Source organism: Marinobacter nitratireducens (assembly GCF_000708045.1).
Lineage (GTDB): Bacteria > Pseudomonadota > Gammaproteobacteria > Pseudomonadales > Oleiphilaceae > Marinobacter > Marinobacter nitratireducens.
In genome coordinates this window covers 1-21050 of the sequence record NZ_ANIE01000005.1, presented here as the reverse complement: position 1 = coordinate 21050, position 21050 = coordinate 1, and the positions used below count along the sequence as shown (strand labels likewise).

The 21050-nt window shown below is 56.1% G+C and carries 24 protein-coding genes and 1 pseudogene; 6 read left to right on the top strand and 19 right to left on the bottom strand.

The annotated features are described in order from the left end of the window. Window positions 1–58 precede the first annotated feature (58 nt). From D777_RS07225 to D777_RS07190, 8 genes are all read right to left on the bottom strand, one after another. A complete protein-coding gene (locus D777_RS07225) occupies window positions 59–799 on the bottom strand; it encodes a helix-turn-helix domain-containing protein (RefSeq protein ID WP_051668998.1) in 741 nt (246 codons plus the stop codon). A gap of 68 nt (window positions 800–867) precedes the next feature. Then, the gene (locus D777_RS07220) at window positions 868–1761 is read right to left on the bottom strand and encodes a metal-dependent hydrolase (protein ID WP_036130064.1); all 894 of its coding nucleotides are present in this window, start codon (window positions 1759–1761) and stop codon (window positions 868–870) included. A gap of 130 nt (window positions 1762–1891) precedes the next feature. Further along, on the bottom strand, window positions 1892–4045 hold the full coding sequence (gene ovoA, locus D777_RS07215) for a 5-histidylcysteine sulfoxide synthase (protein ID WP_201443351.1): 2154 nt from the start codon (window positions 4043–4045) through the stop codon (window positions 1892–1894). 137 nt (window positions 4046–4182) lie between these two features. After that, a complete protein-coding gene (locus D777_RS07210; protein WP_036130060.1) occupies window positions 4183–4563 on the bottom strand; it encodes a ribbon-helix-helix domain-containing protein in 381 nt (126 codons plus the stop codon). Between the two features lie 51 nt (window positions 4564–4614). Continuing rightward, on the bottom strand, window positions 4615–5184 hold the full coding sequence (locus D777_RS07205) for a DJ-1/PfpI family protein (protein ID WP_036130058.1): 570 nt from the start codon (window positions 5182–5184) through the stop codon (window positions 4615–4617). Window positions 5185–5309: 125 nt separating this feature from the next. Further along, entirely contained in the window at window positions 5310–5978 is a 669-nt protein-coding gene (locus tag D777_RS07200; RefSeq protein WP_036130056.1) for an HAD-IA family hydrolase, read from the bottom strand. 58 nt (window positions 5979–6036) lie between these two features. Beyond that, the gene (locus D777_RS07195; protein ID WP_036130054.1) at window positions 6037–6279 is read right to left on the bottom strand and encodes a hypothetical protein; all 243 of its coding nucleotides are present in this window, start codon (window positions 6277–6279) and stop codon (window positions 6037–6039) included. A gap of 78 nt (window positions 6280–6357) precedes the next feature. Beyond that, window positions 6358–8091: a L,D-transpeptidase family protein gene (locus D777_RS07190; RefSeq protein ID WP_051668997.1), complete on the bottom strand. Its 1734-nt coding sequence runs from the start codon at window positions 8089–8091 to the stop codon at window positions 6358–6360. Between the two features lie 74 nt (window positions 8092–8165). On the opposite strand from D777_RS07190, the gene D777_RS07185 reads away from it, so the two are divergent. Beyond that, window positions 8166–8819 (top strand): murein L,D-transpeptidase catalytic domain family protein, encoded by a 654-nt coding sequence (locus D777_RS07185; RefSeq protein WP_227501706.1) that lies wholly within the window; start codon window positions 8166–8168, stop codon window positions 8817–8819. 118 nt (window positions 8820–8937) lie between these two features. Here the strand turns inward: D777_RS07185 and D777_RS07180 are convergent, their stop codons facing one another. Continuing rightward, window positions 8938–9276 carry a DsbA family oxidoreductase gene (locus tag D777_RS07180; protein WP_051668995.1) on the bottom strand — a complete coding sequence of 113 codons (339 nt, stop codon included), beginning with the start codon at window positions 9274–9276 and terminating at the stop codon, window positions 8938–8940. Then, the gene (locus D777_RS07175; protein ID WP_036130051.1) at window positions 9273–9659 is read right to left on the bottom strand and encodes a DUF2750 domain-containing protein; all 387 of its coding nucleotides are present in this window, start codon (window positions 9657–9659) and stop codon (window positions 9273–9275) included. Before D777_RS07175 ends, D777_RS07180 begins: the two co-directional genes overlap by 4 nt. 219 nt (window positions 9660–9878) lie before the next feature. Here D777_RS07175 and D777_RS07170 point away from each other — a divergent pair, with 219 nt between their 5' ends. Then, window positions 9879–10328 (top strand): hypothetical protein, encoded by a 450-nt coding sequence (locus D777_RS07170; protein ID WP_036130050.1) that lies wholly within the window; start codon window positions 9879–9881, stop codon window positions 10326–10328. Between the two features lie 72 nt (window positions 10329–10400). Here the strand turns inward: D777_RS07170 and D777_RS07165 are convergent, their stop codons facing one another. Further along, a complete protein-coding gene (locus D777_RS07165) occupies window positions 10401–11789 on the bottom strand; it encodes an alanine/glycine:cation symporter family protein (protein WP_036130047.1) in 1389 nt (462 codons plus the stop codon). Window positions 11790–11907: 118 nt separating this feature from the next. Then, window positions 11908–13032 (bottom strand): alanine dehydrogenase, encoded by a 1125-nt coding sequence (gene ald, locus D777_RS07160; RefSeq protein ID WP_036130045.1) that lies wholly within the window; start codon window positions 13030–13032, stop codon window positions 11908–11910. Window positions 13033–13206: 174 nt separating this feature from the next. On the opposite strand from ald, the gene D777_RS07155 reads away from it, so the two are divergent. Beyond that, the gene (locus tag D777_RS07155; RefSeq protein ID WP_036130044.1) at window positions 13207–13710 is read left to right on the top strand and encodes an Lrp/AsnC ligand binding domain-containing protein; all 504 of its coding nucleotides are present in this window, start codon (window positions 13207–13209) and stop codon (window positions 13708–13710) included. 31 nt (window positions 13711–13741) lie between these two features. On the opposite strand, the gene D777_RS07150 is transcribed toward D777_RS07155, so the two are convergent. The 5 genes from D777_RS07150 to D777_RS07125 all read right to left on the bottom strand — a co-directional run bounded on the left by D777_RS07150 (window position 13742) and on the right by D777_RS07125 (window position 17533). Further along, window positions 13742–14362: a hypothetical protein gene (locus D777_RS07150; RefSeq protein WP_036130043.1), complete on the bottom strand. Its 621-nt coding sequence runs from the start codon at window positions 14360–14362 to the stop codon at window positions 13742–13744. A gap of 42 nt (window positions 14363–14404) precedes the next feature. Continuing rightward, on the bottom strand, window positions 14405–14800 hold the full coding sequence (locus D777_RS07145) for a hypothetical protein (RefSeq protein WP_036130041.1): 396 nt from the start codon (window positions 14798–14800) through the stop codon (window positions 14405–14407). Next, window positions 14793–16268 (bottom strand): type VI secretion system PAAR protein, encoded by a 1476-nt coding sequence (locus D777_RS18140; protein ID WP_081849494.1) that lies wholly within the window; start codon window positions 16266–16268, stop codon window positions 14793–14795. Before D777_RS18140 ends, D777_RS07145 begins: the two co-directional genes overlap by 8 nt. Window positions 16269–16539: 271 nt before the next feature. After that, window positions 16540–17181 (bottom strand): DUF1294 domain-containing protein, encoded by a 642-nt coding sequence (locus D777_RS07130; protein ID WP_036130039.1) that lies wholly within the window; start codon window positions 17179–17181, stop codon window positions 16540–16542. A 22-nt stretch (window positions 17182–17203) separates the two neighbouring features. Further along, complete coding sequence (locus D777_RS07125) at window positions 17204–17533, bottom strand: thioredoxin family protein (protein ID WP_036130036.1); 330 nt, start codon at window positions 17531–17533, stop codon at window positions 17204–17206. A 235-nt stretch (window positions 17534–17768) separates the two neighbouring features. Here D777_RS07125 and D777_RS17840 point away from each other — a divergent pair, with 235 nt between their 5' ends. From D777_RS17840 to rlmF, 3 genes and pseudogenes are all read left to right on the top strand, one after another. Next, window positions 17769–17888, top strand: coding sequence for an SEC-C metal-binding domain-containing protein (locus D777_RS17840; RefSeq protein WP_319802602.1), 120 nt, complete (start codon window positions 17769–17771; stop codon window positions 17886–17888). 23 nt (window positions 17889–17911) lie between these two features. Continuing rightward, window positions 17912–18354: pseudogene (locus tag D777_RS07115) on the top strand (DUF3010 family protein). Continuing rightward, on the top strand, window positions 18351–19283 hold the full coding sequence (rlmF, locus tag D777_RS07110; protein ID WP_036130034.1) for a 23S rRNA (adenine(1618)-N(6))-methyltransferase RlmF: 933 nt from the start codon (window positions 18351–18353) through the stop codon (window positions 19281–19283). Before D777_RS07115 ends, rlmF begins: the two are co-directional and overlap by 4 nt. A gap of 58 nt (window positions 19284–19341) precedes the next feature. On the opposite strand, the gene D777_RS07105 is transcribed toward rlmF, so the two are convergent. Both D777_RS07105 and D777_RS07100 read right to left on the bottom strand, forming a co-directional pair. Then, on the bottom strand, window positions 19342–19980 hold the full coding sequence (locus D777_RS07105) for a hypothetical protein (RefSeq protein ID WP_036130030.1): 639 nt from the start codon (window positions 19978–19980) through the stop codon (window positions 19342–19344). A gap of 12 nt (window positions 19981–19992) precedes the next feature. After that, the gene (locus tag D777_RS07100) at window positions 19993–20697 is read right to left on the bottom strand and encodes a hypothetical protein (RefSeq protein WP_036130027.1); all 705 of its coding nucleotides are present in this window, start codon (window positions 20695–20697) and stop codon (window positions 19993–19995) included. Window positions 20698–21050 lie beyond the last annotated feature (353 nt).

Genomic DNA, 21050 nt, shown 5'->3' with positions numbered 1-21050 from the left:
ATGAATAAAGAAGATTGCAGTCTATCCGCTGGTGTCTGCATCGTATTGAACGAAAGAGCTAGAGTTTGTTTGACCGTTCCCAAGCTCTCATAGCGTCCATGTAGGTAAAGCCAAAGGACTCGGAGAAAACCCGGCTCATGTGTGCCAGGTCACTAAAACCAGCCAAAGTTGCGGCTTCCATCGGGTTCCTGCCCTCGAGCACAGCGTCGACAGCAACTCTGAGCTTGAGCCACTTTCTATAGCTCCTCAGTGGCACGCCCGTGCGTTCAACGAACCAGTGAGAGAAACGTGTTGGGGACAAGTGAGCGATGTCTGCGAGGGAGTCCCGGTCAATATCGTCACCCTCAGCAAGCCTGGCCTTGATCTCTCGAATGACAGCCTCCAACCGGGGATCAGGGGAAACCATATCGGGCAAACTGAGTAATTCTGAATTCAGCAAAGCCCTGAGGTCCGTTGAGGCGTCGATTTGAGCCAGGGCCCGCGGAAGGTCATTCAGGGATATAGCGGTCCAGCCATCAGCTGCACTCTTGTTCAAAGCTCTACAGAAGGAGTCCGCCAAAGGATCAAAATAAATGGAACAGACGAACCCTGATTCCAATCGATGCGGAGTGTTGGACGGGAAATAGACCGCTTTCGCGCTCTGCGCCCCTGACGAGGTTTCAAAGGCCAGCTCGTCATCCAGCGAGATAGTGAGCTGAGATGCCCAGTGACTGTGCAATTTGTTATCACCGACATGGCCTCTGAATATGGCCGTGCTGTGGGAAAACACAATGTCGCCTTCCCAGTTTTTTCGCTTCAAACCAGTGACCTCCCATGGCTATGACGCTTCAGCCTGTTATCCCGCTGGAAATTCGAGCTGGGGACCTGTCACGAGGCCTTTTTCATCACCGGTGCCAACCATTTGCGCTTGGCCTTCTCCACCAGATCTCGGGCATCGTGATTCCAGGGGTGGAAATCCGGGCGATAGTACTTGAAGTAGAACGGCAAGAGCTTGCGGAACACTCCGGGCTTGCCCCACATGTAATTGAGACCATCGGCCCAGGATTTAAGATTGAACAGCTGGCCGTCTTCTTTCATCAATTGAACCAGATGAATCCCGGCGAAGAGCGGGAAAAACACGCTCACTGCCATCATTTCGGTCAGCCGAACAAACTCGCTGCCGCCAACGGTCTTGTAAACATCGAACGCCACGGCCTTGTGTTCAGACTCCTCAATCGCATGCCAGGCCCAGATGGGGGCCATGCGCGGGTCCATTTCCTCCAGGGCATCATATTTGAGGAGAAATTCCTCGGCCATCAAGGCAGTGAAATGCTCCACAGCCACCGTATGGGCCAGCTGGCGCTCGGGGCTGAGGTGCTTGCGCAGCCAGTTCATGAAAGCCTGAATCTCTCCTTCCAGTCGATCGACATTGATACCCCGATCCTGCAGATAGCCATTAAGCGCTTCATGCTCCCTCGAATGATGCGCCTCCTGGCCAATAAAGCCACGAACGGCCGCCTTCAGCTCAGGATCCGTGATCTGCTTCTGGTAGTGGCGCACCGAATCGATAAAAAATCGCTCACCGGGGGGAAAACTGGCCGACAGTGCCGCCAGCAGAAGTGTTTTGGCGGGATCGTTGTCCCACCAGTACTTGGGCACGTCACCGGCCAGATCGAAATCCGGCTGCCGCACTTCTGGAATGCTGCCTTTGGGTGTAGCAAATCGAGCGCGAGCGCGCACTGAGATCGGGTGAACACTGGCCTTTATTGTTTTCGCAATCATTCTGAGCCCCGCGGGATGGTGTCTATTCCATCATCATAAGGGCGGGTATTCCAAAGCCGTAAGAGCTAAAGGGGACAGAGACGATATCTGCCCCCCTTTTTCTAAAGCGCTCCTCCATGATGCCCGCTTGTCAGCGAGGCAACCGTTCCCAGACCGTCACTTCCGACAGCGTGTGTTGGAATTTATGCTGGGTTTCGCGGATCACGAAAGGCACCTTTCTCGGCTCACTGACTAACCGGAAATGCCGTGAAAGGTGTTCTTTCAGGCCATCCAGAGTGGTGTGATTCTCACCGTCTTTCTTGAAACCACCAATCCACTCCTCTTTCGGCGTGTGTTCCTCCAGCCAGGTGTACGGCGAAGCAATGACCAATAAGCCACCGTCATTAATTCGCTCGTGAATACTGTCCAGGAAGCGCCTTGGCCGGTAGAGACGGTCTATCAGGTTCGCCGCCAGAACAAGGTCGTAGCCGGAGAAATGCGGTTTCAGGTTGCAGGCGTCGCCCTGGTGGAAGCTGACTCTTTCTGAACATGCCTCAAGGCCGAGCTCTTTGAGGGTGCGAGTGTGGTAACTCACCAGCTCGCCTTCCTCTGCCAGCGCATATCGGATGGAACCCTGCTCGGCCATTTCAACACCCAAACGGATGAAGTTGGCGGAGAAGTCGACACCTTCCACTTCGTTGAACGCTCTTGCCAACTCAAAGCTGGAACGGCCACAGGCGCAGCCCAGATCAAGTGCTTTTCCGAATGACTTGCCCTTCATGGCACCCAGAGCAAGATCCGCCAGGGCTTTCGGGAAGTTGTCCACACCAAACCAGGTATCACCGAAGTGGAACTCCGCGTACTCAGTCAGCAGCCGGTCGCTTTCATAGTAGGCGTTTGGTTGTACGGCCTCGCTCTCAGCGGCGATGTAGCGGAAACCAGCGTGCTGGAAGAAATGCCGTCGGAAGGCGTAGCGAGCCGATAATCGGGCCTCGTTGCCACAGGAAATCCACGAGCCACCTTTGATCAGGTTGTGTTGCCCATCGAACGTCGGCGTTGTGAAGTCGTCGTAGAGTGGGTGTACCTTGAAGTTGTCGAACGGATAGGTGGGTGTTTCTGTCCACTGCCAGACATTGCCAACCACATCAAACCACTCGCCGTGGCGGAAGCGGGTCACCGGGCACGAAGAGGCGCCATGATCCAGGTGCAGATTGGCGTCGGCTTGTTCGTCGCCTACCTCGTCAATGCCGGCCTCGGAACACAGCCGGTACCACTCGTCCTCCGTGGGCAGGCGGATGTGCTGGCCCGTTTGCTCCCCCTTCCACTCGCAGAAGGCTTTGGCTTCGTGATAGTTCACTTCCACCGGCCAGTCCCAGGGCATCTCGACTTCTTCGGTCATAAGGCGCAGCTGCCATCCATTCTGCCAACGCCAGAAGGTCGGGTGCCGTGCCTTGGCGAATCGCCGCCAGGCACACCCCTCCTCACTCCAGAATCGGTCCTCCTGGTAGCCGCCGGCCTCGACAAACCCGAGGAATTCCTGGTTACTGACCAGATACTGGCTTGCCCTGAACTCATCGACCTGGGCTTCGTGTTCACCGTACTCGTTATCCCAGCCGTAGTAGGCATCGTCGTAGGGCTTGCCGATCGACACTGTGCCAGCCGGCACGGTGATCAGTTCATTTTCCGGCGCTTCACCAGTCTCACGAATCGGCTCCCACTCTGGCTGAGGGCGCACCCGCTCCAACTCATGTTGTCGAATCAGAACCGACGACGTCTCAAGGTGAATACGCTCATGCTCGACGCCCATCACAATCGGCCACCAGGGGCTTGCCCAGTTGATCGGCAAGGTCAGGGGGAGTGTCTCTATAAGATGCAGCACCGTGGCGCGAACCTTGGCCCGGTAATCCAGCACTTCAGAGACGGTCGGCCAGTCGTAATGATCCTCGTCCAGATCATCCCAACTCATCTCATCCACACCAACTGCAAAAATCGACTCCATGCGCGGGTCAATTCGCTCGGGCAGGAGTTTGGCGAGCACCAGTTTGTTGATGAAGAACGTTGCGGTGTGCCCAAGGTAGAAAATCAGCGGGTGCCTCAGCGGGATCGACTTCTGGAAGTAGCCGGCATCATCGGCCAGGCAGTCGAACAGCCCGGTGTAAATATCGAACGTGTTTGTAAAATACAACGCGATTTCGTCGCGCTTGTCCTCTTCGGTTCCGGTTTTCAGGTCTGGCGTTCTGAGAAGGCCGACTCCAAGACCCGGAGTTCTGGCCAGGGACTTCATTTCCGTTGTTGGGGTTATCATTTTTGAACACGTCCTTTGCTGTGTGGTCTGATCTATTACGTCTTTAGCCCGAGAGTTGGTTCAACTCCCCTCCACTAAAAACAGATTGACCATCCTTGCATCAGAATTGTTACAGACCGGATCCGGTTACGTTGACGTCAGTGCTTTGATTCTGTCACCACATCGGGCATGGCGGACTCACTGGGATTACTGGCTAGAATGCGGTCGGCATCCAGTGAGGCAATCGGTACCCGGGTATCCCTGGGCACATCGCCACTCAGTTGCAGTTCCAGATAGCGAAGCGCGCACACTCGAAGGAAGGATGTGAAGTTGCCGAGGTCATGCCCGGCATCAATGGACTCGTGGTAAAGGCGGGTGATCATCTGCGGCAGGTTCATATCATCCCGCTCGGCCAGTTCTGCCAGCACCTGCCAGAAGGCGTTTTCCATCCGCACACTGGTCACCATGCCATCAATACGCAGGGAGTGGGTCCGGCTGACCCAGAGCTCCGGATCCGCGTTAATGAAGAGCTTGCACATGATGACCTCCCTGACAACGAAAAGGGGGCCAGCGAACCGGCCCCTGCGGCGTTACTGATCCAGCAGCGTGAAGAACTGCGCGAGCCAGGCGGGGTGCGCGGGCCACGCAGGCGCTGTTACCAGATTAGCATCAGTGACTGCCTGATCAACCTCGATACCGGCGAAGGTTCCACCGGCCAGCTCCACCTCTGGCTGGCAAGCCGGATAGGCCGAACACTTGCGACCTTCCAGAACGCCAGCCGCAGCCAGCAACTGGGCACCATGACAGATTGCCGCCACCGGCTTGTTGGTCTCGAAAAAATGGCGAACCATCGCCTGCACATCCTCGTTCAGACGAAGGTACTCGGGAGCACGGCCTCCAGGCACCACCAACGCATCGTAATCGGCCGGGTTCAGCCCATCAAAGTCCGCATTCAGTGCAAAGCGGTGGCCCGGTTTTTCGGTGTAGGTCTGGTCGCCTTCGAAATCGTGGATGGCAGTCGCCACGGTGTCGCCCGCTTTCTTGTCGGGGCACACGGCATGCACCGTATGGCCCACCGCGAGCAGTGCCTGGAACGGCACCATGGTTTCGTAATCCTCGGTGAAATCACCGGTAATCATCAGAATCTTCTTCCCGCTCATGGCTGTCTCCTTGTGCTTGTTTTGTCAGGTCAGGAAACAGTAGCAGCGGTGGTCGTCGGGCGGGTATTAAAGGGCTACTACAGTCACCACACCGGCCTTCCCGACGTGGTGACTTTGTCCATGAGTCAGTGCAATGACATCAGCTTGTCTGCAACTTCAATCAGACTGTCCCCTCGGACATCAGCGGGAAGGAACACATCGCCCGGCTCGTACTCAAGGCGAGCACACCAGCCCGCCAGGGCACCCGCCTTTTTCGCCCCATGACAATCCCAGGCATGCACAGCCACGAGGGCCAGGCGGTCAATCGGCGTATTCATCCGTTGTGCGGCAAAGCGGTAGATATCCGGGTGCGGTTTCCAGACACCGGCGTCCTGAGCAGTGACGATGTGGTCCACGTAGCCCATCAGCCCTGCCCCCTCGAGGAAACGTCGGGTTTTGTCAGGGCTGTTGACGGTCAGGCACCCCACCGAAACGCCGGCGTCAGAAATTTTCTTCAGTGCCGGGGCAACATCACTAAACGTGGGCAATGTGGCGAACCCCTCCACCACGTATTCAACATCCCGTTCACTGAGGGTCAGCCTGGTTTCCGTTCGGAGGGATTCCCGGGCAACGGCCTCAAAGGGAGCCGCGTCGCCGGCAAGTGTGAGCGCCATGGCGTCGCGCTGAAAGCGCAGGAACCAAGGCTCCAGAAGGATCCCCGGCTGACCAACTTCTTCCAGCCGGGCAGCCAGGGGGTTCAGATCAATCAATGTCTCGAGGACATCGAAGAAAACGACGTTCGGTCGGACAGCCATTTTGAGAGCCTCCCTTAACCGGTGTGGGCCCTCAAAGTGTAGTCCAGCCAAATGGCTGTTACGAGGCAGCGTCCAGTTCGCTCATCGCCTGCTTGAGCACCTTCACGGACTGGCCATGCTTGCCCTGACTGTGCAGCGATTGCCCCTGATCCCGGAGCTCCTGAATTCTGGCCTTGGTGTCAGCGTCGAGTTGGGCCGACTGCAGTTGTTGATCAATTTCATGAACCAGCGTTGGGCACTGGCCGGCAAGCGCACTGCCTGCAAAAAACACGGTAAATAAAACTGCCACAAGATAACGCATGATGGTTCCTCCTCGTTTGCTCGTCTTCATTCAGTCTAGCCTACGGCAATACGAAGGGCCGAATACGGCGGACCATTCTCACTCATCCATCAGGTTCGCAAGCATCGCCGGATCATCGCGGTAGGGGTCGGGACGATAGCTCAGCACGCCATTAGCGTCGGCTTCCGCCGTCCAGTAGGCCATTAATACGGGAATCCCCCGTGGCAGGTGGACGTTCTCCGAGGCCCCGCTGGCGCGCACCCGCTCCACTTCCTGCCAGGCCTTGGGAGAAGAGACCTCAAACAACGTTTGGGCGAGGGTCATGGCATCTTCCACACGAACACAACCGGAGCTGTAGAAGCGGTCATTGGTGTTGAACAGCCAGTCGCTGGGCGTGTCGTGGAGGTACACCGCAAACGGATTGGAGAAACGGATCACCACCTCACCCAGGGCATTGTTGGGGCCCGGTGCCTGTCGCAAACGGATCCCCCGGGGGTTGTTCCAGTTAACGTCTGAAACCGAGAGTTCCTCACCCTGGAAGTTGTAGATATGGATATTGCGCTGATCGAGATAGTCCGGGTTGCGGCGGATGCGCGGGAGCTGATCACGCACAAAAATCGACGTGGGTATGGTCCAGCTGGGGTTCACCGTGATGTGAGTAATCACCGACTTCAGTTTTGGTGTCTGCCTCAGTGGCCGGCCAACCTGAGCCCGGCCGGACCAGGCCAGCTCACCCTTGTCGTAGAACTCGAGCCTGGCCGCGGCAATGTCCACCAATAACAGGGTGTCATCCATATCCGCCGCCAGGCGCCGTAGCCGTTCCAGATTGGAACGAATCTGCGACAGCCGTTCTGCAGGCTGAACGTTAAGCTGCGCCAGGGTCTGGGCGCCGACTTTGCCATCCACATCCAGATAGTGCCGGCGCTGGAACGCCTCGATAGCGCGGGTCACGGATTCGTCGAACAGGCTGCCGGAGGCATCAGAGCCTTCAAGATACTGCTCCGCCAACAGCCGCTGTTTGAGAGCACTGACTCTGGGAGAGTCCTGCCCTTGCTCCAGAGTGGCACCGGCGGGAATCCGGGGCCAGCTCTCCGGCAGGTTTTCCCGGGCGCTCAGATAGGCCTCTCGCAGGTTGGTATAGCGGGTTGAGTCCGGGCGGGCCTCATCAAACGCCTGCGCCAGGCTATCCCGGCCCAGTGTCGCCAGGGCATTCAATGCGCTTAGCTTGCGCCGTTCGCCCAGCATCGGGGCGTACCAGATCTCATCCGTTGTTTGGGCTTCCTGGCGACCAAAGCGCAAGTCCGCCAGAGCGCTGAGGTAGGCATAGCTGGCCAACTCGGCGTCGCAGGCGAGTACCACGCCCCAGGTGCCCTGAAAGTCGCGAATGTCCTTCAACACCGGCACATAGTAATCGGCGGGTGCCAGGCCATCGTCCTCCAGAGTTTGTAGCTGCGCGATCAGCGCACTCAGGCGCGGCTCGGAATTCCAGAAATCGTCGCCCATGGTTTTGCCAAAACCGGACACGGCCTCACCGAGCGCGCCGGTATCTTTCGGCAGAGCCACACAGTCTTCGGGCTCCATACGGAAGCTGGCAGACACCGCCGCTGGAAGCAGACAGGCCAGCAGGAGCAATGCCTTCAGCAGAGAACGAACGTGATGTTTTGTATAAAAAACGTACATCCTGATGGCCGTCTCGGAATTCTCTGTTAGAATCCGGCAAATTTTACCGGCATCGTAATTGGGTTCCCGCTCGCTGTTCGTACCGCCATTCCCCGGTCCGTTGAAGTCACCCACGCGCCAATGCACCACGTTACTCCAACGAGACAGAATCAATGTTACACACCCGCTCCTCCCGCCTACCTTCGCTGCTGGCCAGTATATGGCTAACACTTGTGGCGGGCACCTGTATGGCAAATAGCCATACCACTCTGTACAACCAACTCTCGGAAGCGGCACCGAATCTCAACCCGGCGGTACTCGAGAAAGCCCTGGCGGCCTCAAGCTGTGCCGTTGCCCATGGAGTAGCAAGCCCGGAGCGACTGGCAGTCATCGATTTCTCCCTGCCCTCCAGTGAGCGCCGCCTCTGGCTGTTTGACCTGGCCCAGGGCAATTTGATCCTTCGCGACCTGGTGGCCCATGGCAAAAACTCCGGCATGAAAACCGCCACTGCGTTTTCCAACAATAACGGCAGTTACCAGTCCAGCATAGGGCTTTTCCGGGCCAGTGAGAGTTATCGGGGTCGCCACGGCTATTCCCTGCGGCTGGACGGGTTGGAACCAGGGGTGAACGACCTGGCCCGCAAGCGCGCCATCGTGATCCACGGCGCAGATTACGTTGATCCCTCCTGGGTGGCGGAATACGGCCGCATCGGCCGCAGCCACGGCTGCCCGGCGGTGAGCCAGGGCACGATCAAGGAAGTGGTGGACAGCCTCAAAGGCGGCCAACTGGTATTCAGCTATTACCCGGACCAGCAGTGGCTGTCGTCCTCCACCTTCCTCAACTGCGATGCCGGGGCTCAGGTGGCGGGGCTGGTGAGCGAAGAGGAATCTTCCGGGGGGTAAGCACGTTACTCACAAAAGTTGTGGATAACTTTGTTGGAAACCCGGGGTCAACCACCCGAATCCCTTGTCCCGCAAGGGATCGGGAAATCTGATGCAAAAATGGACTATGTGAAGCGCTTCAAGAGCGTGAAGGCTCCGACTCGCTAGCAATCTCCCGGAACGCGTTAACCAGCGTTTCAGGCTCCTGCGCCCCGGAGATCAGGTAGCGGTTATTGATAATAAACGCCGGTACCGCCGACACACCCGCCTGCTGATAGGTGGCCTCATCCTCCCGGACTTCCCTGGCGTATTGGTCGCTGGCCAGGACTTCGCGGGCTTCAGACACCTCCAGCCCGGTCGCCTCAACGCACTGTGCCAGCACGCCCGGGTCGGACACATTCGCAGCGTTGCCGAAATAGGCTTCAAACAACGCCTTTTTCAGTTCTGTCTGCTTGCCGGAGCCAGCCGCCCACTTCACCAGGCGCTGGACATCAGTTCCTGGAGATCGTGCTTGAGCTCCTCCGGGGAGGTAATCCAGAGTTCCTCATCTGCGCCCGGGAACACGCCCACCTCGATGCCATCACGGGTTAAACCCGACACCCATTTCCGGAAGAAATCCGGCATTGAAATCGCCTTCGGCGTAAGGCCGTCGGCCCCGGCCGCATATTGCTCTGCAAACGCTTGGGTGGGCCAGACGGGCAGGTAGGCCACGCCGTCTTCCTCGGCAACGATCTTGAGGAACTGGTTGTCTGCATTCACCAGAATCCAGATGTCCCGTTCATCCACAACGGCGTCCAGGAAGTGGTCATACCGCCCTTCGCCATCCAGTTCGAGAATCTGTTGTAAGGCGTTATCGCTCATGAATGGCTCCAGTGCTGCGTTAGTGGTTTTGCCGGAGTCTAACGCATATTGCGGCCCGGTGGCGCTAGGGGTTTAGCGAATCGTTATGGAATGGCGACTATATCTTTACCGTTGTGTGAGGAACGTACCGCGAGCCAGGCAGAAGCTATACCTGTCCCGTTGGAAGTAATGCGGGCGGAAATACAAGACGCGATAACACTACCGCCAAGGAGGTCCAACATGTCACGTATCGCTCTGCTTTTACTGGGAAGTTTTCTGATGGCCGGCCTTGCTCACGCCAACCCTGGTCAGCCTAACTTCATGCCAGCCCTCTGGGGTGATGGCGAAGTCTGGGGCACCAAGGGAACCACGAGCTTACCTGCGCCCACGGCCAACAACGCCCAATCCTTTGATGCACTCTACGTGGTGACCAACACCAATAACCCGGAAGGTCAGTTGCCGGTGTCTGAAGCGGCACCCGGCAATCCGGACTACAACGGTGGGCGCTGGTTTACCCATACGGTGGAATGGACCGGAGCCGGGTTCATGTATCACGGCATCGTGCCGGTTCTGACCTCCTATGAGGACATCCAGTACCACGAAGCACTGGGCCACCTGGTTATTACTCCGGGTTCCTTCCCGGATGGCCCGCCGGTGTACTTCCAGTGCCCGTTGTTGCCTGTGAAGTAAAGCGAGGCTGAGGGCGGGCGGATCGAATCAGCCCGCTCTCAGGGCCTGCAAGCCTGGGGCTCTCCTACAACCTCAGGAACCAGCGCCCGAGGATTCAGCGGGTATTCCCGGCACCTGCCGCTCGAAGTACTCACGGGTCAGCCTGAACACCACCGGGCTGAGGGCAATGATGGCGATCAGATTGGGCAAGGCCATCAAGGCATTAAGCGTATCGGCCACCAACCAGACAAAATCCAGACTGAGCACCGCACCGAGGGGAACCGCCAGAACCCACAATACCCGAAACGGTATGGTGGCCCGGGTACCAAACAGGAATTCCACGCATTTCTCACCATAGAACGACCAACCCAGGATCGTACTGAAGGCGAACAACGCCAACGCGATGGCGACCAGATAGTTCCCTACCCCCGGCAGGGCAAGACCGAAAGCCGCCGACGTCAATGCTGCTCCCGACTCACCTGAATCCCAGGCACCGGAAGTCACAATCACCAGGCCGGTGACCGAGCAAACGACAAGCGTGTCCAGCAAGGTTCCCAGCATGGCAATCAGACCCTGGCGAACGGGATCCCGGGTCTTGGCGGCCGCATGAGCGATGGGCGCCGAACCCAGCCCGGCCTCATTGGAAAACACACCACGGGCTACACCGAAACGAATGGCCGCCCAAACAGCGGCGCCCGCAAAACCACCCTGCGCGGCGTGGCCCGAAAAAGCACTCTCTAGGATAAGGGCCATGGCCGGTCCAATTTGTTCGGCATTAATGGCAAGCACCATGAGCCCGGCCAGAATGTAGGCGACCGCCATGAACGGTACGAGCTTCCCCGCCACGGAGCCGATTCTCCGAATGCCGCCCATCAGGACGGCCCCAACCAGAACCATCGCCACCAGGCCTGTCACCAGTACCGGCACACCGAAGTTGGTTTCGATGACCTGGGCAATGGAGTTGGACTGAACCGTGTTACCGATGCCAAATCCAGCCACGGCACCAAAGATCGCAAATGCTGATCCAAGCCAGGCCCACCGGCGACCAAGGCCGTTCTTCAGGTAATACATCGGCCCGCCAACATGGTTGCCCTCGTCATCCACTTCGCGGAACCGCACAGCCAACACCGCTTCGGAATACTTGGTTGCCATGCCCACCAGGGCTGTCACCCACATCCAGAACAGCGCTCCCGGACCACCCAGAAACACCGCCGTGGCTACACCCGCAATGTTTCCAGTGCCAACCGTGGCAGCCATGGCGGTCATCAGTGCCTCGAAAGGCGACACCTCACCGGTCGGGTCTTCATCCTTACCAACCTTCACGCCACTGGCGAGCAATTTAAACCCCGTGCCAATGCGCAGTATCGGCATCAGTTTCAGGCCAAGGCTCATAAAAAAGCCCACGCCCAGTATGAGAATGAGCATGGGCCAACCCCAGACAATGCCGTTGATACCCCCTAATACAGAACTCAAAAATTCCATTGAATCAATACCTCTTGTTGTTGTCGTATGGTGCGTAGAGCGTTATCAAAACTGCAGATAACAAACGATGGAGAGGTGATTCTGCGAGCGATACACACACCCACAGAATCGGGACAGATCAGTGCATCATCGCGAGCCCCTGTTCGGGCGTAATGGATTCGATACCCTGGGCCGAGCCCACCGATGGGCAGGTCAGCACACCGTTGACGACATTTAACCCGTTCAGCAGCCCCGAACTTTCCGACAATGCCCTGGCCGCGCCTTTATTGGCGATCTGAAGGACATAGGGCAACGTGGCATTGTTGAGGGCGTAGCTGGAGGTCCGGGCCACCGCTCCGGGCATGTTGGCCACGCAATAGTGAACGACACCATCAACCATGAAGGTCGGCTCGGCGTGCGTCGTCGGGGTTGAGGTTTCAAAGCAGCCGCCCTGATCGATGGCGACATCCACCACCGCCGCCCCGGGCTTCATGTGGGATATCAATTCGCGACTGACCAGCTTGGGCGCAGCCGCCCCTGGAATCAGCACGCCACCGATGACCAGGTCCGCCTGTGTAACGGCCTCTTCAACCGCCTTCCCGGAAGAGAACAGCGTCTGGACCCGGTTGCCAAATACCGCATCAAATCGACGCAGCACGCTAATTGAGGTATCCAACACAATGACACGGGCACCCATCCCAACCGCCATCTGGGTGGCATTGAAACCCACGACCCCGCCACCAATAACCACAACGGTGGCCGTGTTCACACCAGGCACGCCGCCCAGCAACAAACCACGCCCCTCTCGCGAACTCTCCAGGCAATGAGCGCCAGCCTGGATACTCATACGCCCTGCCACTTCCGACATCGGCGCCAATAGCGGCAACGCACCGCTGCTGTCAGTGACGGTCTCATAGGCGATACAGGTGGCGCCGCTGGCCAGGAGATCCTTGGTTTGCGGCACATCCGGTGCCAGGTGCAGATAGGTAAACAGCGTATGGTGAGGCCGTAGCAAGGCCCGCTCGATAGCCTGCGGCTCCTTGACCTTAACGATCATCTCCGCCTGCTCGAAGACCGCTTCCGCCGAAGACGCAAGCCTGGCGCCTGCTGACTCGTATTGCTCATCAGTAAGATCGATACCCGCACCGGCACCGGCCTGCACCACCACCGAGTGGCCTTGTGTAACCAGCTCATGGACCGCCTCTGGCGTTAATCCAACCCGGAATTCATTGTTTTTGATCTCTTTGGGTACACCCACAATCATAGGGTTTTGCTCCTGTCGGGCAGTGAATGAACGCAACCGACTGGTTACGCTGACGTTTCAAAGTCTAAACAGCGCCGACAGGATAAAATCCCGAACTTTCCTACAAATTCATCATTTAACTCTTTTATTTTGTCATCTAAAGTATTTTCCACTGGATCATCAAACATTCACGGCATGAGGAGCAACGCATTGCGGAAACTGGACCGTATAGACCTGGCCATCCTGGATGAACTGCAAAACAATTCCAAAATCACCAATCACGAGTTGTCCAACCGGGTGAGCCTGAGCCCGACCCCCTGTCTGGAAAGAGTCCGGAAGCTTGAACGGGACGGCTATATAAAGAACTACCGCGCCATCCTCAACGCCCGAAAATTGGGCATCGGCCTCACGGTTTTTGTTGAGATCAGCCTGACCCGAACCGGCCCGGACGTGTTCGCGCAGTTCAAGGAGGCGGCCATCGACGTTCCGGAAGTGCAGGAGTGCCATCTGGTTTCCGGCAACTTCGATTACCTGATCAAGGCCCGGGTAGCGGATGTCGAACACTACCGCTCACTCCTGGGAGCAACCATCCTGGCACTGCCAGGGGTGAACGACTCCCGGAGCTACATCGTGATGGAGACAGTGAAGGAAGGGCAGGTATTGAGCATGAAGAGTGTGACGGAGCATGGCGTGGGCTGAGAGTTGGTTGAGTCGATCAGCAGTGACTTGTTCACAGGCCGGCAAGAGCTGCCCGGATTTCCTGATACACAGACTGATTCCGGGACTCCAGGAATGTTGCAAACTCAAAAGCATCAAAACCGTGAACGTCCTTTTCAGGGCTATCCATGGGCAAGTGGGGGTCTGCACCCAGCTGCAGCAAAGCGCGAAGGTACTCAACATTGGCGTAAAGTACTGCCTCATGCACCGGCGCTAACCCCTTGTAGTATGCGTTAACAGGCTCTCCCCTTGCCGCAAAATATTTGAGCAAGGCGTAACCACGCCGGCGCATGATGGAATCGTCATCATGCAAATCCAGGGATGCGCCCACAAAACTGACGAGGGGTTGCGAACAACCATCCATCGCACTTATCGCCCTCCCACACCGCTCATATGGCCAGTCGGCATGCGTCAGAAACCAATATGCAGCAGCTGGCCGGATCAGCAGACTATCGGAGTTGAGCGGGTTCCACGGCATTTCCTCAGGATCAAGAAGCGCGATAACGGTTAACCCCCAGGCATCAGAACCGAATGCCCAGGTGCGATAGATCATCGGGAATAACGTCAGGGCTATAACCAGGATCCCGCCAGCGAGCGTGACTCTTTTCTTGTGGCGGGAGAAATAGTTGATCAATTGGCAGCTCCTCCTTGAGCTTTGTATCACTGGCAGTACTTGCTAATCGTATGCTCCGAGATACCAAGCAGAGAAAAAAAACAGAAACACAAGAATCGCGTACGTGGTATAGGGCACAATCACCCAAAGCTTCAACGAACGAGGTAAAGGCTCTTCCTCGTCACCCATTCGGGATTCTATACGAGCCCCTATACGCGGAAACTTACGGAACACAAAGAAAGCATATACATGCGAAACCCTCATCCAACGACCAATGGGGCCATTGCCCCATATACTGCGAATACCATCCAATTGTTTGCCTGGTGTAGCAATTCTCCGCTCGACTTCCTCAGTTCTACGAAAAAACAGCGTGACCATAAGAACCATCAGAACAACACCAAGGGCCATACAAGCCACCCCTGTGATTGTCGCCAATTCAAGCAATTGCTCTTTACTCATGGATAGCCTCTCTCAGTTTGGCGCCTAAGGCCCCTCCACCTACTCCGCCTGCATATCCACCGCCAGCTGAACCGAGGCCACCCGCAATAATCGCACAGGCCACACCACCTATTCCGGCTGTTGTAACCCCGAAAGCTAGACATGTAGCCGCCGCTAAACCACCTCCAATACCGCCCCCCAGCATTGAACCAGTCAATTTACCCCCCTCCTGGTAAGCAACAACCTGACACTCCTTCTCGTCACCCGCAGTGCAAGCCTCACGAATTTTCAGCGCAGACATAGATGCATCCAAGGCGACCCCAACATATCCCACATTGCGTACATACTTCGCCCCTTTAGCCACCCGCTCATAGTGCGTAGCATACCCAGGTATGTCACCCACTCCAGCCGTCTTCCAATGATTCACCATGCTTTTAGAAGACAACCCCAGGGCCCGCTTCAGCTTCTTATCATCATCCAGCGACATGCCCTGCCTCGCCAAGCTGCCCAAAGCAAAGTCCAGCTTTTTGAACAAAGCGCGCCGTTTCTCGAAAAACTCCGAATGATTCAGATGCCCATGTTGCCGGTAACTGTCCTGATGAAGGTGCTCTATATCTTTCAGGGTCATCTCAATACTTTTGATTTGTTTCGAGACCATCACTGCCCCGGCACCCAAACCCGCAGAACCCGTTGACGTTATTACCTCTAACAGGTCGTAATGCTTGACGAGGAACTGCGCCTCATCCTTATCCAGCGCCCTAACCTTCTTGTTTACTTCAGACGCCACCTCCATCAGATCCGCTTCTTCCCGAGTGCATTCCATGCCTTCCGGGTCACCCAGCACAATCATCTCACCGGGCAAGACCTGCCCGCCAAGGTCAGGATTCAGGCGATCAAAATGATCGGGCTTTGCCGACGCGTCCCCATAGAGAGCCGTCAACAACTCCGTCTTACTCATGGGGCGCTGGACGACGTGGTAACCGGGCTCGACTGAAGCCTTTGGCTCAACGGAAACCTGGGATTGCCCGACCAGGCTCGAAGCAGCTGGCCCACCTACCACTGAACTACCAGCCTGACTGCTTCTTCCGTTGCCATTTGACGAATCCGACGCTGTGTTTCCCGAACGATAGGTGCGAGTCGGCTCCGCCTTTGAAACGGGCCTTGCCGGCGATACACCGGAAAACGGCGCTGGAGAGTGGCTATCACCAATAACAACACTACTACTGCCAATGGTGACACCGCCGCAGGAAATAGCGCCCCCCGTCACAGCAGCAGGAATGCCATTGATAAGCACGGTTGCTGAACCAGCAGCAATAGCTCGCGGGTGGGGAGGATGTTTGGGTTTCGAGTGAGGGGCGAGAGGGTCACCCACGCGGGCAACGGGTTTGCCGTCAATCAGTACATCGGGGGAGCCGGCAATAACCGGCGTGGGCGGGAACCCTTGGTGATCGGTTCCCAAGTCACCCAGCAATACAACTTTTTTGCTCATTCCTTTGTTCCTTCAGTCCTTGAAGAATCATCCGTTTTCTATGGGTACCTTCACTGGCACCTATCGCGCCCATGGTAAGCAAATGCTCAGCAATACCCAAATTGAATCGGGGGATTGCCCCTAACGTTACTCACAAAAGCTGTGGATAACTTTGTTGGGAACCTCGGGTTAACCAGCCGGGAGCATTGTGCCACAAGGGTTCAAGAAACTTGATGCATAAATGGGCTATAACCTGCATTCATCTCTTTTCTGAGTTGACCCGCACTTCAACCTACCAAATAAGCGGCCGCAACGACTTCGACAAATCGAAGCCCAACTGCTGGCGCACACTCATCGCCTCCGGAGCCACCAACAACCAACCCAAAGCGCCCAGATTCACCAGAACCGCGAGCCAGAACACAAACCGATAGCTCCCCTTCCGCGTCTTATGCCGGAGAGCCTGCTGAGCAAGCAGCGCACCGGGCCAGCCACAACAAACCTCAAACAAATGCAGGGTTTTCTCAGCCACGCGTTGGCCCCCTCGCTGTGCTGCCCGCTTATCGATCCAGTACATGGCAAACACCACCAGGCTCACCCCGCCGTAGGCAGCCAAGAACTCGAGCGGCAGATAACCCTGATACAGCAGGCCAGCCAGAGCGGTGAAAAACACCATCACCGCAACAGCCGCCACCCAGAATCCAGGGGCCATACTGGCACCAACCTTTGCCGTTCCGACATATTGGAAACGCCCTGCCCTCAGCCTGCCCTGGTTGTCCTTCGTGAGGGTGAACGTCACCTTCCGACTGGCAACCGGACGGCCACGGCCCGCATAACTGCTGATGTGGGCAAACACCCGTTCACCACCATTCTCCGGGGTAATAAAACCAAAACCCTTGGCGTCATTCCATGTGGCGAGAGTTCCTTTCTGATTCAATGCATTCTGCTCCTAACAGGTTTCAAAGCATAAGCCGGTAAGGCCGCTCCAGCGCGGTGCGTACCTCTCCGATGGAAAACACCCTCGCGAATTCCGCAAATCGCTGCCCGCCAAACCACAGCTGGACAACCGGCAGAGAAAAAATCCCGCGAGCGGCGCATACCGGTGCAGCCGCCTCCTGACAATCAATGTAGGCCGTCTCCAGTTTCGGGAACTCGTCACTTGCGAGCTTTTCGAGTTGGGGCTTAATGGCCTGGCAAACACCACAGTGCGGTCCACCAAAGAGCAACAGCACCGCCGGCTTCGAGCGCAGCAGTTCCGACAAAGCCTCTTCTGAACTAATGTTGATCATCGTTATATCCTGATGGGCATCGGTGTCTCATTCTCATCGGCGCCAGTGAACTCTTTGAGATGATTTTCCATATCAAAAGCCCTGAAAATAGATTTATCCCGGGTTTCCCTATATCACCGTATCTGCAAGCATGCTAAAAGACTCCCCCCGGCAAGAGTCTGGGCATTTTTCCCATCAGGATATCAGCATGTCAGATAAATTCTGACACAAGGGTCGGCAGGGCGCCGTTGAATCCATCAACGAGCTCTCCGCTATCCTGAATAAAGGAGGGACGGTCACCACGGTAAAATCGCCCTCCCGCAACGACGCCTGCCCCTGCGGTAGTGGCATCAAATTCAAGAAGTGCTGCGGCTGACGAAAGCCGGGTAATAGGAGGTAATGACGATGACTGTTTGCGGGGTTGAGCTTACGGGCAGCGATGCGGTGGTGTGTTTGCTGAATATGGACAGGGGGCTGTTCAACCTGCCGGAGTGCAAGGTGCGCAAACTGTCTCTGCCGAAAAACCACAGCCGTGAGGATCTGAAGCAATTCCAGGCGGCCTTTGCGGACTTGATGGCCGAGTACGGAGTCACCACCGTTGCGATCAAAGAACGGATGCCAAAGGCAAATTTGCCGGCGGGGCCATCAGCTTTAAAATGGAAGCGGCCATTCAACTGATCACCGCTAGTGAATTAACAGTGACCATGCTGCCCACGGCACTGATCAAGTCCACCCTGGCCTCCAACCCGCTGCCAATTGCGTTTTCCGAGACGGGCTTGAAGGCCTTTCAGGAAACGGCCTTCATCGCCGCCTATGTAGGACAGCTTCAGGCTTGCCGATGAACCCAAACCATCGCTCTAAAAAGCCCGCTCGCAAGTCCCTGCACCCGCGGAATCTGCACAACCAGGGCTATGACTTCCCGGCTCTGGTAGAAAGCCACCCGGCACTCGCGCCCTATGTAAAACCGAACGCGCATGGCAACCTATCCATCGATTTCGCAGACCCACTGGCTGTAAAAACCCTCAACGCCGCGTTATTAAACCGGTACTACAACATAGTCGATTGGGATATCCCAGACGGTGCCCTTTGCCCTCCCATTCCGGGCCGAGCCGACTATATCCATTACGTGGCCGACCTGCTTGGGCTTCAACCTGGCCTTGAACAGCCGGGCATCAAGCTGCTCGATATAGGGACGGGAGCCAATGGCATCTACCCGCTGCTGGCCTGCCAGATTTACGGCTGGCAGTGTGTCGGCAGTGACATTAACACCCAGTCGCTTGAGAACGTCGCCACGATTATCGCCAAAAACCCCACACTCAAAGACCGCTTCACGCTGCGCACCCAACACGATAAAAACCACATGTTTGAAGGGATCATTCAGCCTGGGGAATTCTTTGACGTCAGCGTATGCAACCCGCCCTTTCATGCCTCGCTCGATGACGCGATTAAGGGCAACCGGCTTAAGCGCAATAACCTTGCCCGCAGTCGCGGTGAACGAAAGACGAAAGACGAATCCCCGTCGCTGAATTTTGGCGGGCTGGGAGCCGAGCTTTGGTGTAAGGGCGGTGAACAGCTGTTTCTGAAAAAACTGATCAGAGAAAGCCAGGCGTATTCCACTCAATGCCGCTGGTTTACCAGCCTGGTTTCAAAAGCCGACAATGTGAAGCCGGCAAAGAAGTTGATTCGTAAGCTTGGAGCCGTTGATTGCCGGGAAATCGACATGAAGCAGGGGAATAAGATGACGAGGGTGTTGGCCTGGACCTTCATCTGAGCCGATCCCGATTCACGACTCAGCAAACGGCCCAACGCCGCCACCCTCAGTCACCGTTTCAAAGACTGTATCGGTACCCCACCGTAACCGCATCAAAGCTGTCACTGCGGTCCACATTCAACTCAATGCTGTGATGCTCTCGGAACCAGAGCGCCCCTCCGAGTGAGACGGTGCTTTCTGAGTTGTCCTCATCGGAATCCGAATAGGCCGCATTGAACTCGAAGCTTCCCGGGACCACCCAGATGCGGGTTCCCACGCCATACGCCAGGGCGCTGTCATCCTCGGTGGCGCAGATGTTGTCGAAACAGGCTTCCGCCTCGTTGTAGACAAACCCGACCTGGGGAATGAGGTCGACACGATCAACAATCGGGATCGGGAAGAAAAGGCTCAGGTTCAGCGATGAGTTGGTAATTTCGGTTCGGTTGCCCTCATTGGCAAACACACCGAAACCGGCACCAATGGCAAAGTTGTCTGCCAGTTGAACCGCGCCATTCAGGCCTGCCGTACCGAAGTCCTCATAGACTTCACCCAGAAAGTTGATTTCCTCGTCGAGGGTTATCCGGCCCAGGTAACCGCCAACGAAGCTGTAAGAGAAGTTGCTTTCGCCGAGGCTCGCGGTTTTCTGCTCTTCGGCCAACAGAGGGGTGGTTATCATTGCCAGAACAGCCGCGAGGGCTACTGCGTTCGTGTTTTGCATTTTGAGTTCCTTTTACCGGCTTGCTACTAGCTCAGTTGGATCATGGATTGGCACTGATTGCGCTACCGCGGCAGCCCCGTACCATCGGAGTAGTTCATGCAACCTATCGAAAGCACTTTTCACGTCTTGTTTATCTATTGATGGAGTGTGAGCCTCATGCACAATTTGATTTCTCACTTTAGATAGACGGACCAACTCTTCCTTTAAATCGTCTGGGATTTGATCCTTGGATATAGACTCAACTCGCTCCAAAGACTTATCAAATTTTCCTTGCATTAGAGTATTCGACGAGTCCCTGGCAAGAGAAGCCAGGATCTGTTCCTTGTCTTCTGACTCTGTTATGAGTTTGAAGCTCACCTGCCCACTTTGCCCACCTCCATTTAAAAATCGATGCATTCTGCTTGGATGCTTCCTAAAAATGGACTGGACATATTCCTGAGTCATCCCCTCTACAAGGGCGATTGCTAACACGATCATTTGACTTGAATAGGTATCAAGGGCTCGCTTGACGGACGCACTGATGGTAGCAACCACCTGCTCTCTGATCGGCTCATCTAAATCGGCAACAGTTCTTTCCGTTCCATTGCTCGGTAGAACAGATCGGCCTTGAGTATGCGCTTCGAGATACTTTTCACTCTCAGCAAATTCAAATAAAGCTTGATAGTTCCCTGGCTCGACAATAATTTTTCCCAGCCACTTCCCAATATCGAACTCCAACCCAGACTTCCTCCCAATTAGTTTATTAGTATGACAAACGATGAGGGTCAGAGTAGTGCATATTACTCTGGCTACAATGCTAACTCAGCTTGTCATTCTGCAAAATATTTATAACGTGGTTACTGGAAACGCTACTCCCCTCTATGGGTCTCCATAGCATCCATTCGAAATCTAAAGGGAAAACATTGATCGATTGGGGTTACCAAGAACAGCCCTATTGTGATCTAACTTCCAGCACCGACCCGCAATATCTCAACCTCTACTCCATTGTCCAAAACATCCGTGGAAGTCCAGCATCCCGTTGACCACCTTGTATGGACAATTCCTTCCGTGTTTTGGGTAAATTGAGGCCC

Coding starts and splice junctions, on each gene's coding strand:
- D777_RS07185 (WP_227501706.1), top strand. CDS start 8,166: ATGGCAAATAGCCATACCACTCTGTACAACCAACTCTCGGAAGCGGCA.
- rlmF (WP_036130034.1), top strand. CDS start 18,351: ATGAACCCAAACCATCGCTCTAAAAAGCCCGCTCGCAAGTCCCTGCAC.
- D777_RS07145 (WP_036130041.1), bottom strand. CDS start 14,800: ATGAGTAAAGAGCAATTGCTTGAATTGGCGACAATCACAGGGGTGGCT.
- D777_RS07205 (WP_036130058.1), bottom strand. CDS start 5,184: ATGAGCGGGAAGAAGATTCTGATGATTACCGGTGATTTCACCGAGGAT.
- D777_RS07155 (WP_036130044.1), top strand. CDS start 13,207: ATGAGGAGCAACGCATTGCGGAAACTGGACCGTATAGACCTGGCCATC.
- ald (WP_036130045.1), bottom strand. CDS start 13,032: ATGATTGTGGGTGTACCCAAAGAGATCAAAAACAATGAATTCCGGGTT.
- D777_RS07195 (WP_036130054.1), bottom strand. CDS start 6,279: ATGCGTTATCTTGTGGCAGTTTTATTTACCGTGTTTTTTGCAGGCAGT.
- D777_RS07200 (WP_036130056.1), bottom strand. CDS start 5,978: ATGGCTGTCCGACCGAACGTCGTTTTCTTCGATGTCCTCGAGACATTG.
- D777_RS07125 (WP_036130036.1), bottom strand. CDS start 17,533: ATGATCAACATTAGTTCAGAAGAGGCTTTGTCGGAACTGCTGCGCTCG.
- D777_RS07170 (WP_036130050.1), top strand. CDS start 9,879: ATGTCACGTATCGCTCTGCTTTTACTGGGAAGTTTTCTGATGGCCGGC.
- D777_RS07220 (WP_036130064.1), bottom strand. CDS start 1,761: ATGATTGCGAAAACAATAAAGGCCAGTGTTCACCCGATCTCAGTGCGC.
- D777_RS07210 (WP_036130060.1), bottom strand. CDS start 4,563: ATGTGCAAGCTCTTCATTAACGCGGATCCGGAGCTCTGGGTCAGCCGG.
- D777_RS07165 (WP_036130047.1), bottom strand. CDS start 11,789: ATGGAATTTTTGAGTTCTGTATTAGGGGGTATCAACGGCATTGTCTGG.
- D777_RS07105 (WP_036130030.1), bottom strand. CDS start 19,980: ATGCAAAACACGAACGCAGTAGCCCTCGCGGCTGTTCTGGCAATGATA.
- ovoA (WP_201443351.1), bottom strand. CDS start 4,045: ATGATAACCCCAACAACGGAAATGAAGTCCCTGGCCAGAACTCCGGGT.
- D777_RS07175 (WP_036130051.1), bottom strand. CDS start 9,659: ATGAGCGATAACGCCTTACAACAGATTCTCGAACTGGATGGCGAAGGG.
- D777_RS18140 (WP_081849494.1), bottom strand. CDS start 16,268: ATGAGCAAAAAAGTTGTATTGCTGGGTGACTTGGGAACCGATCACCAA.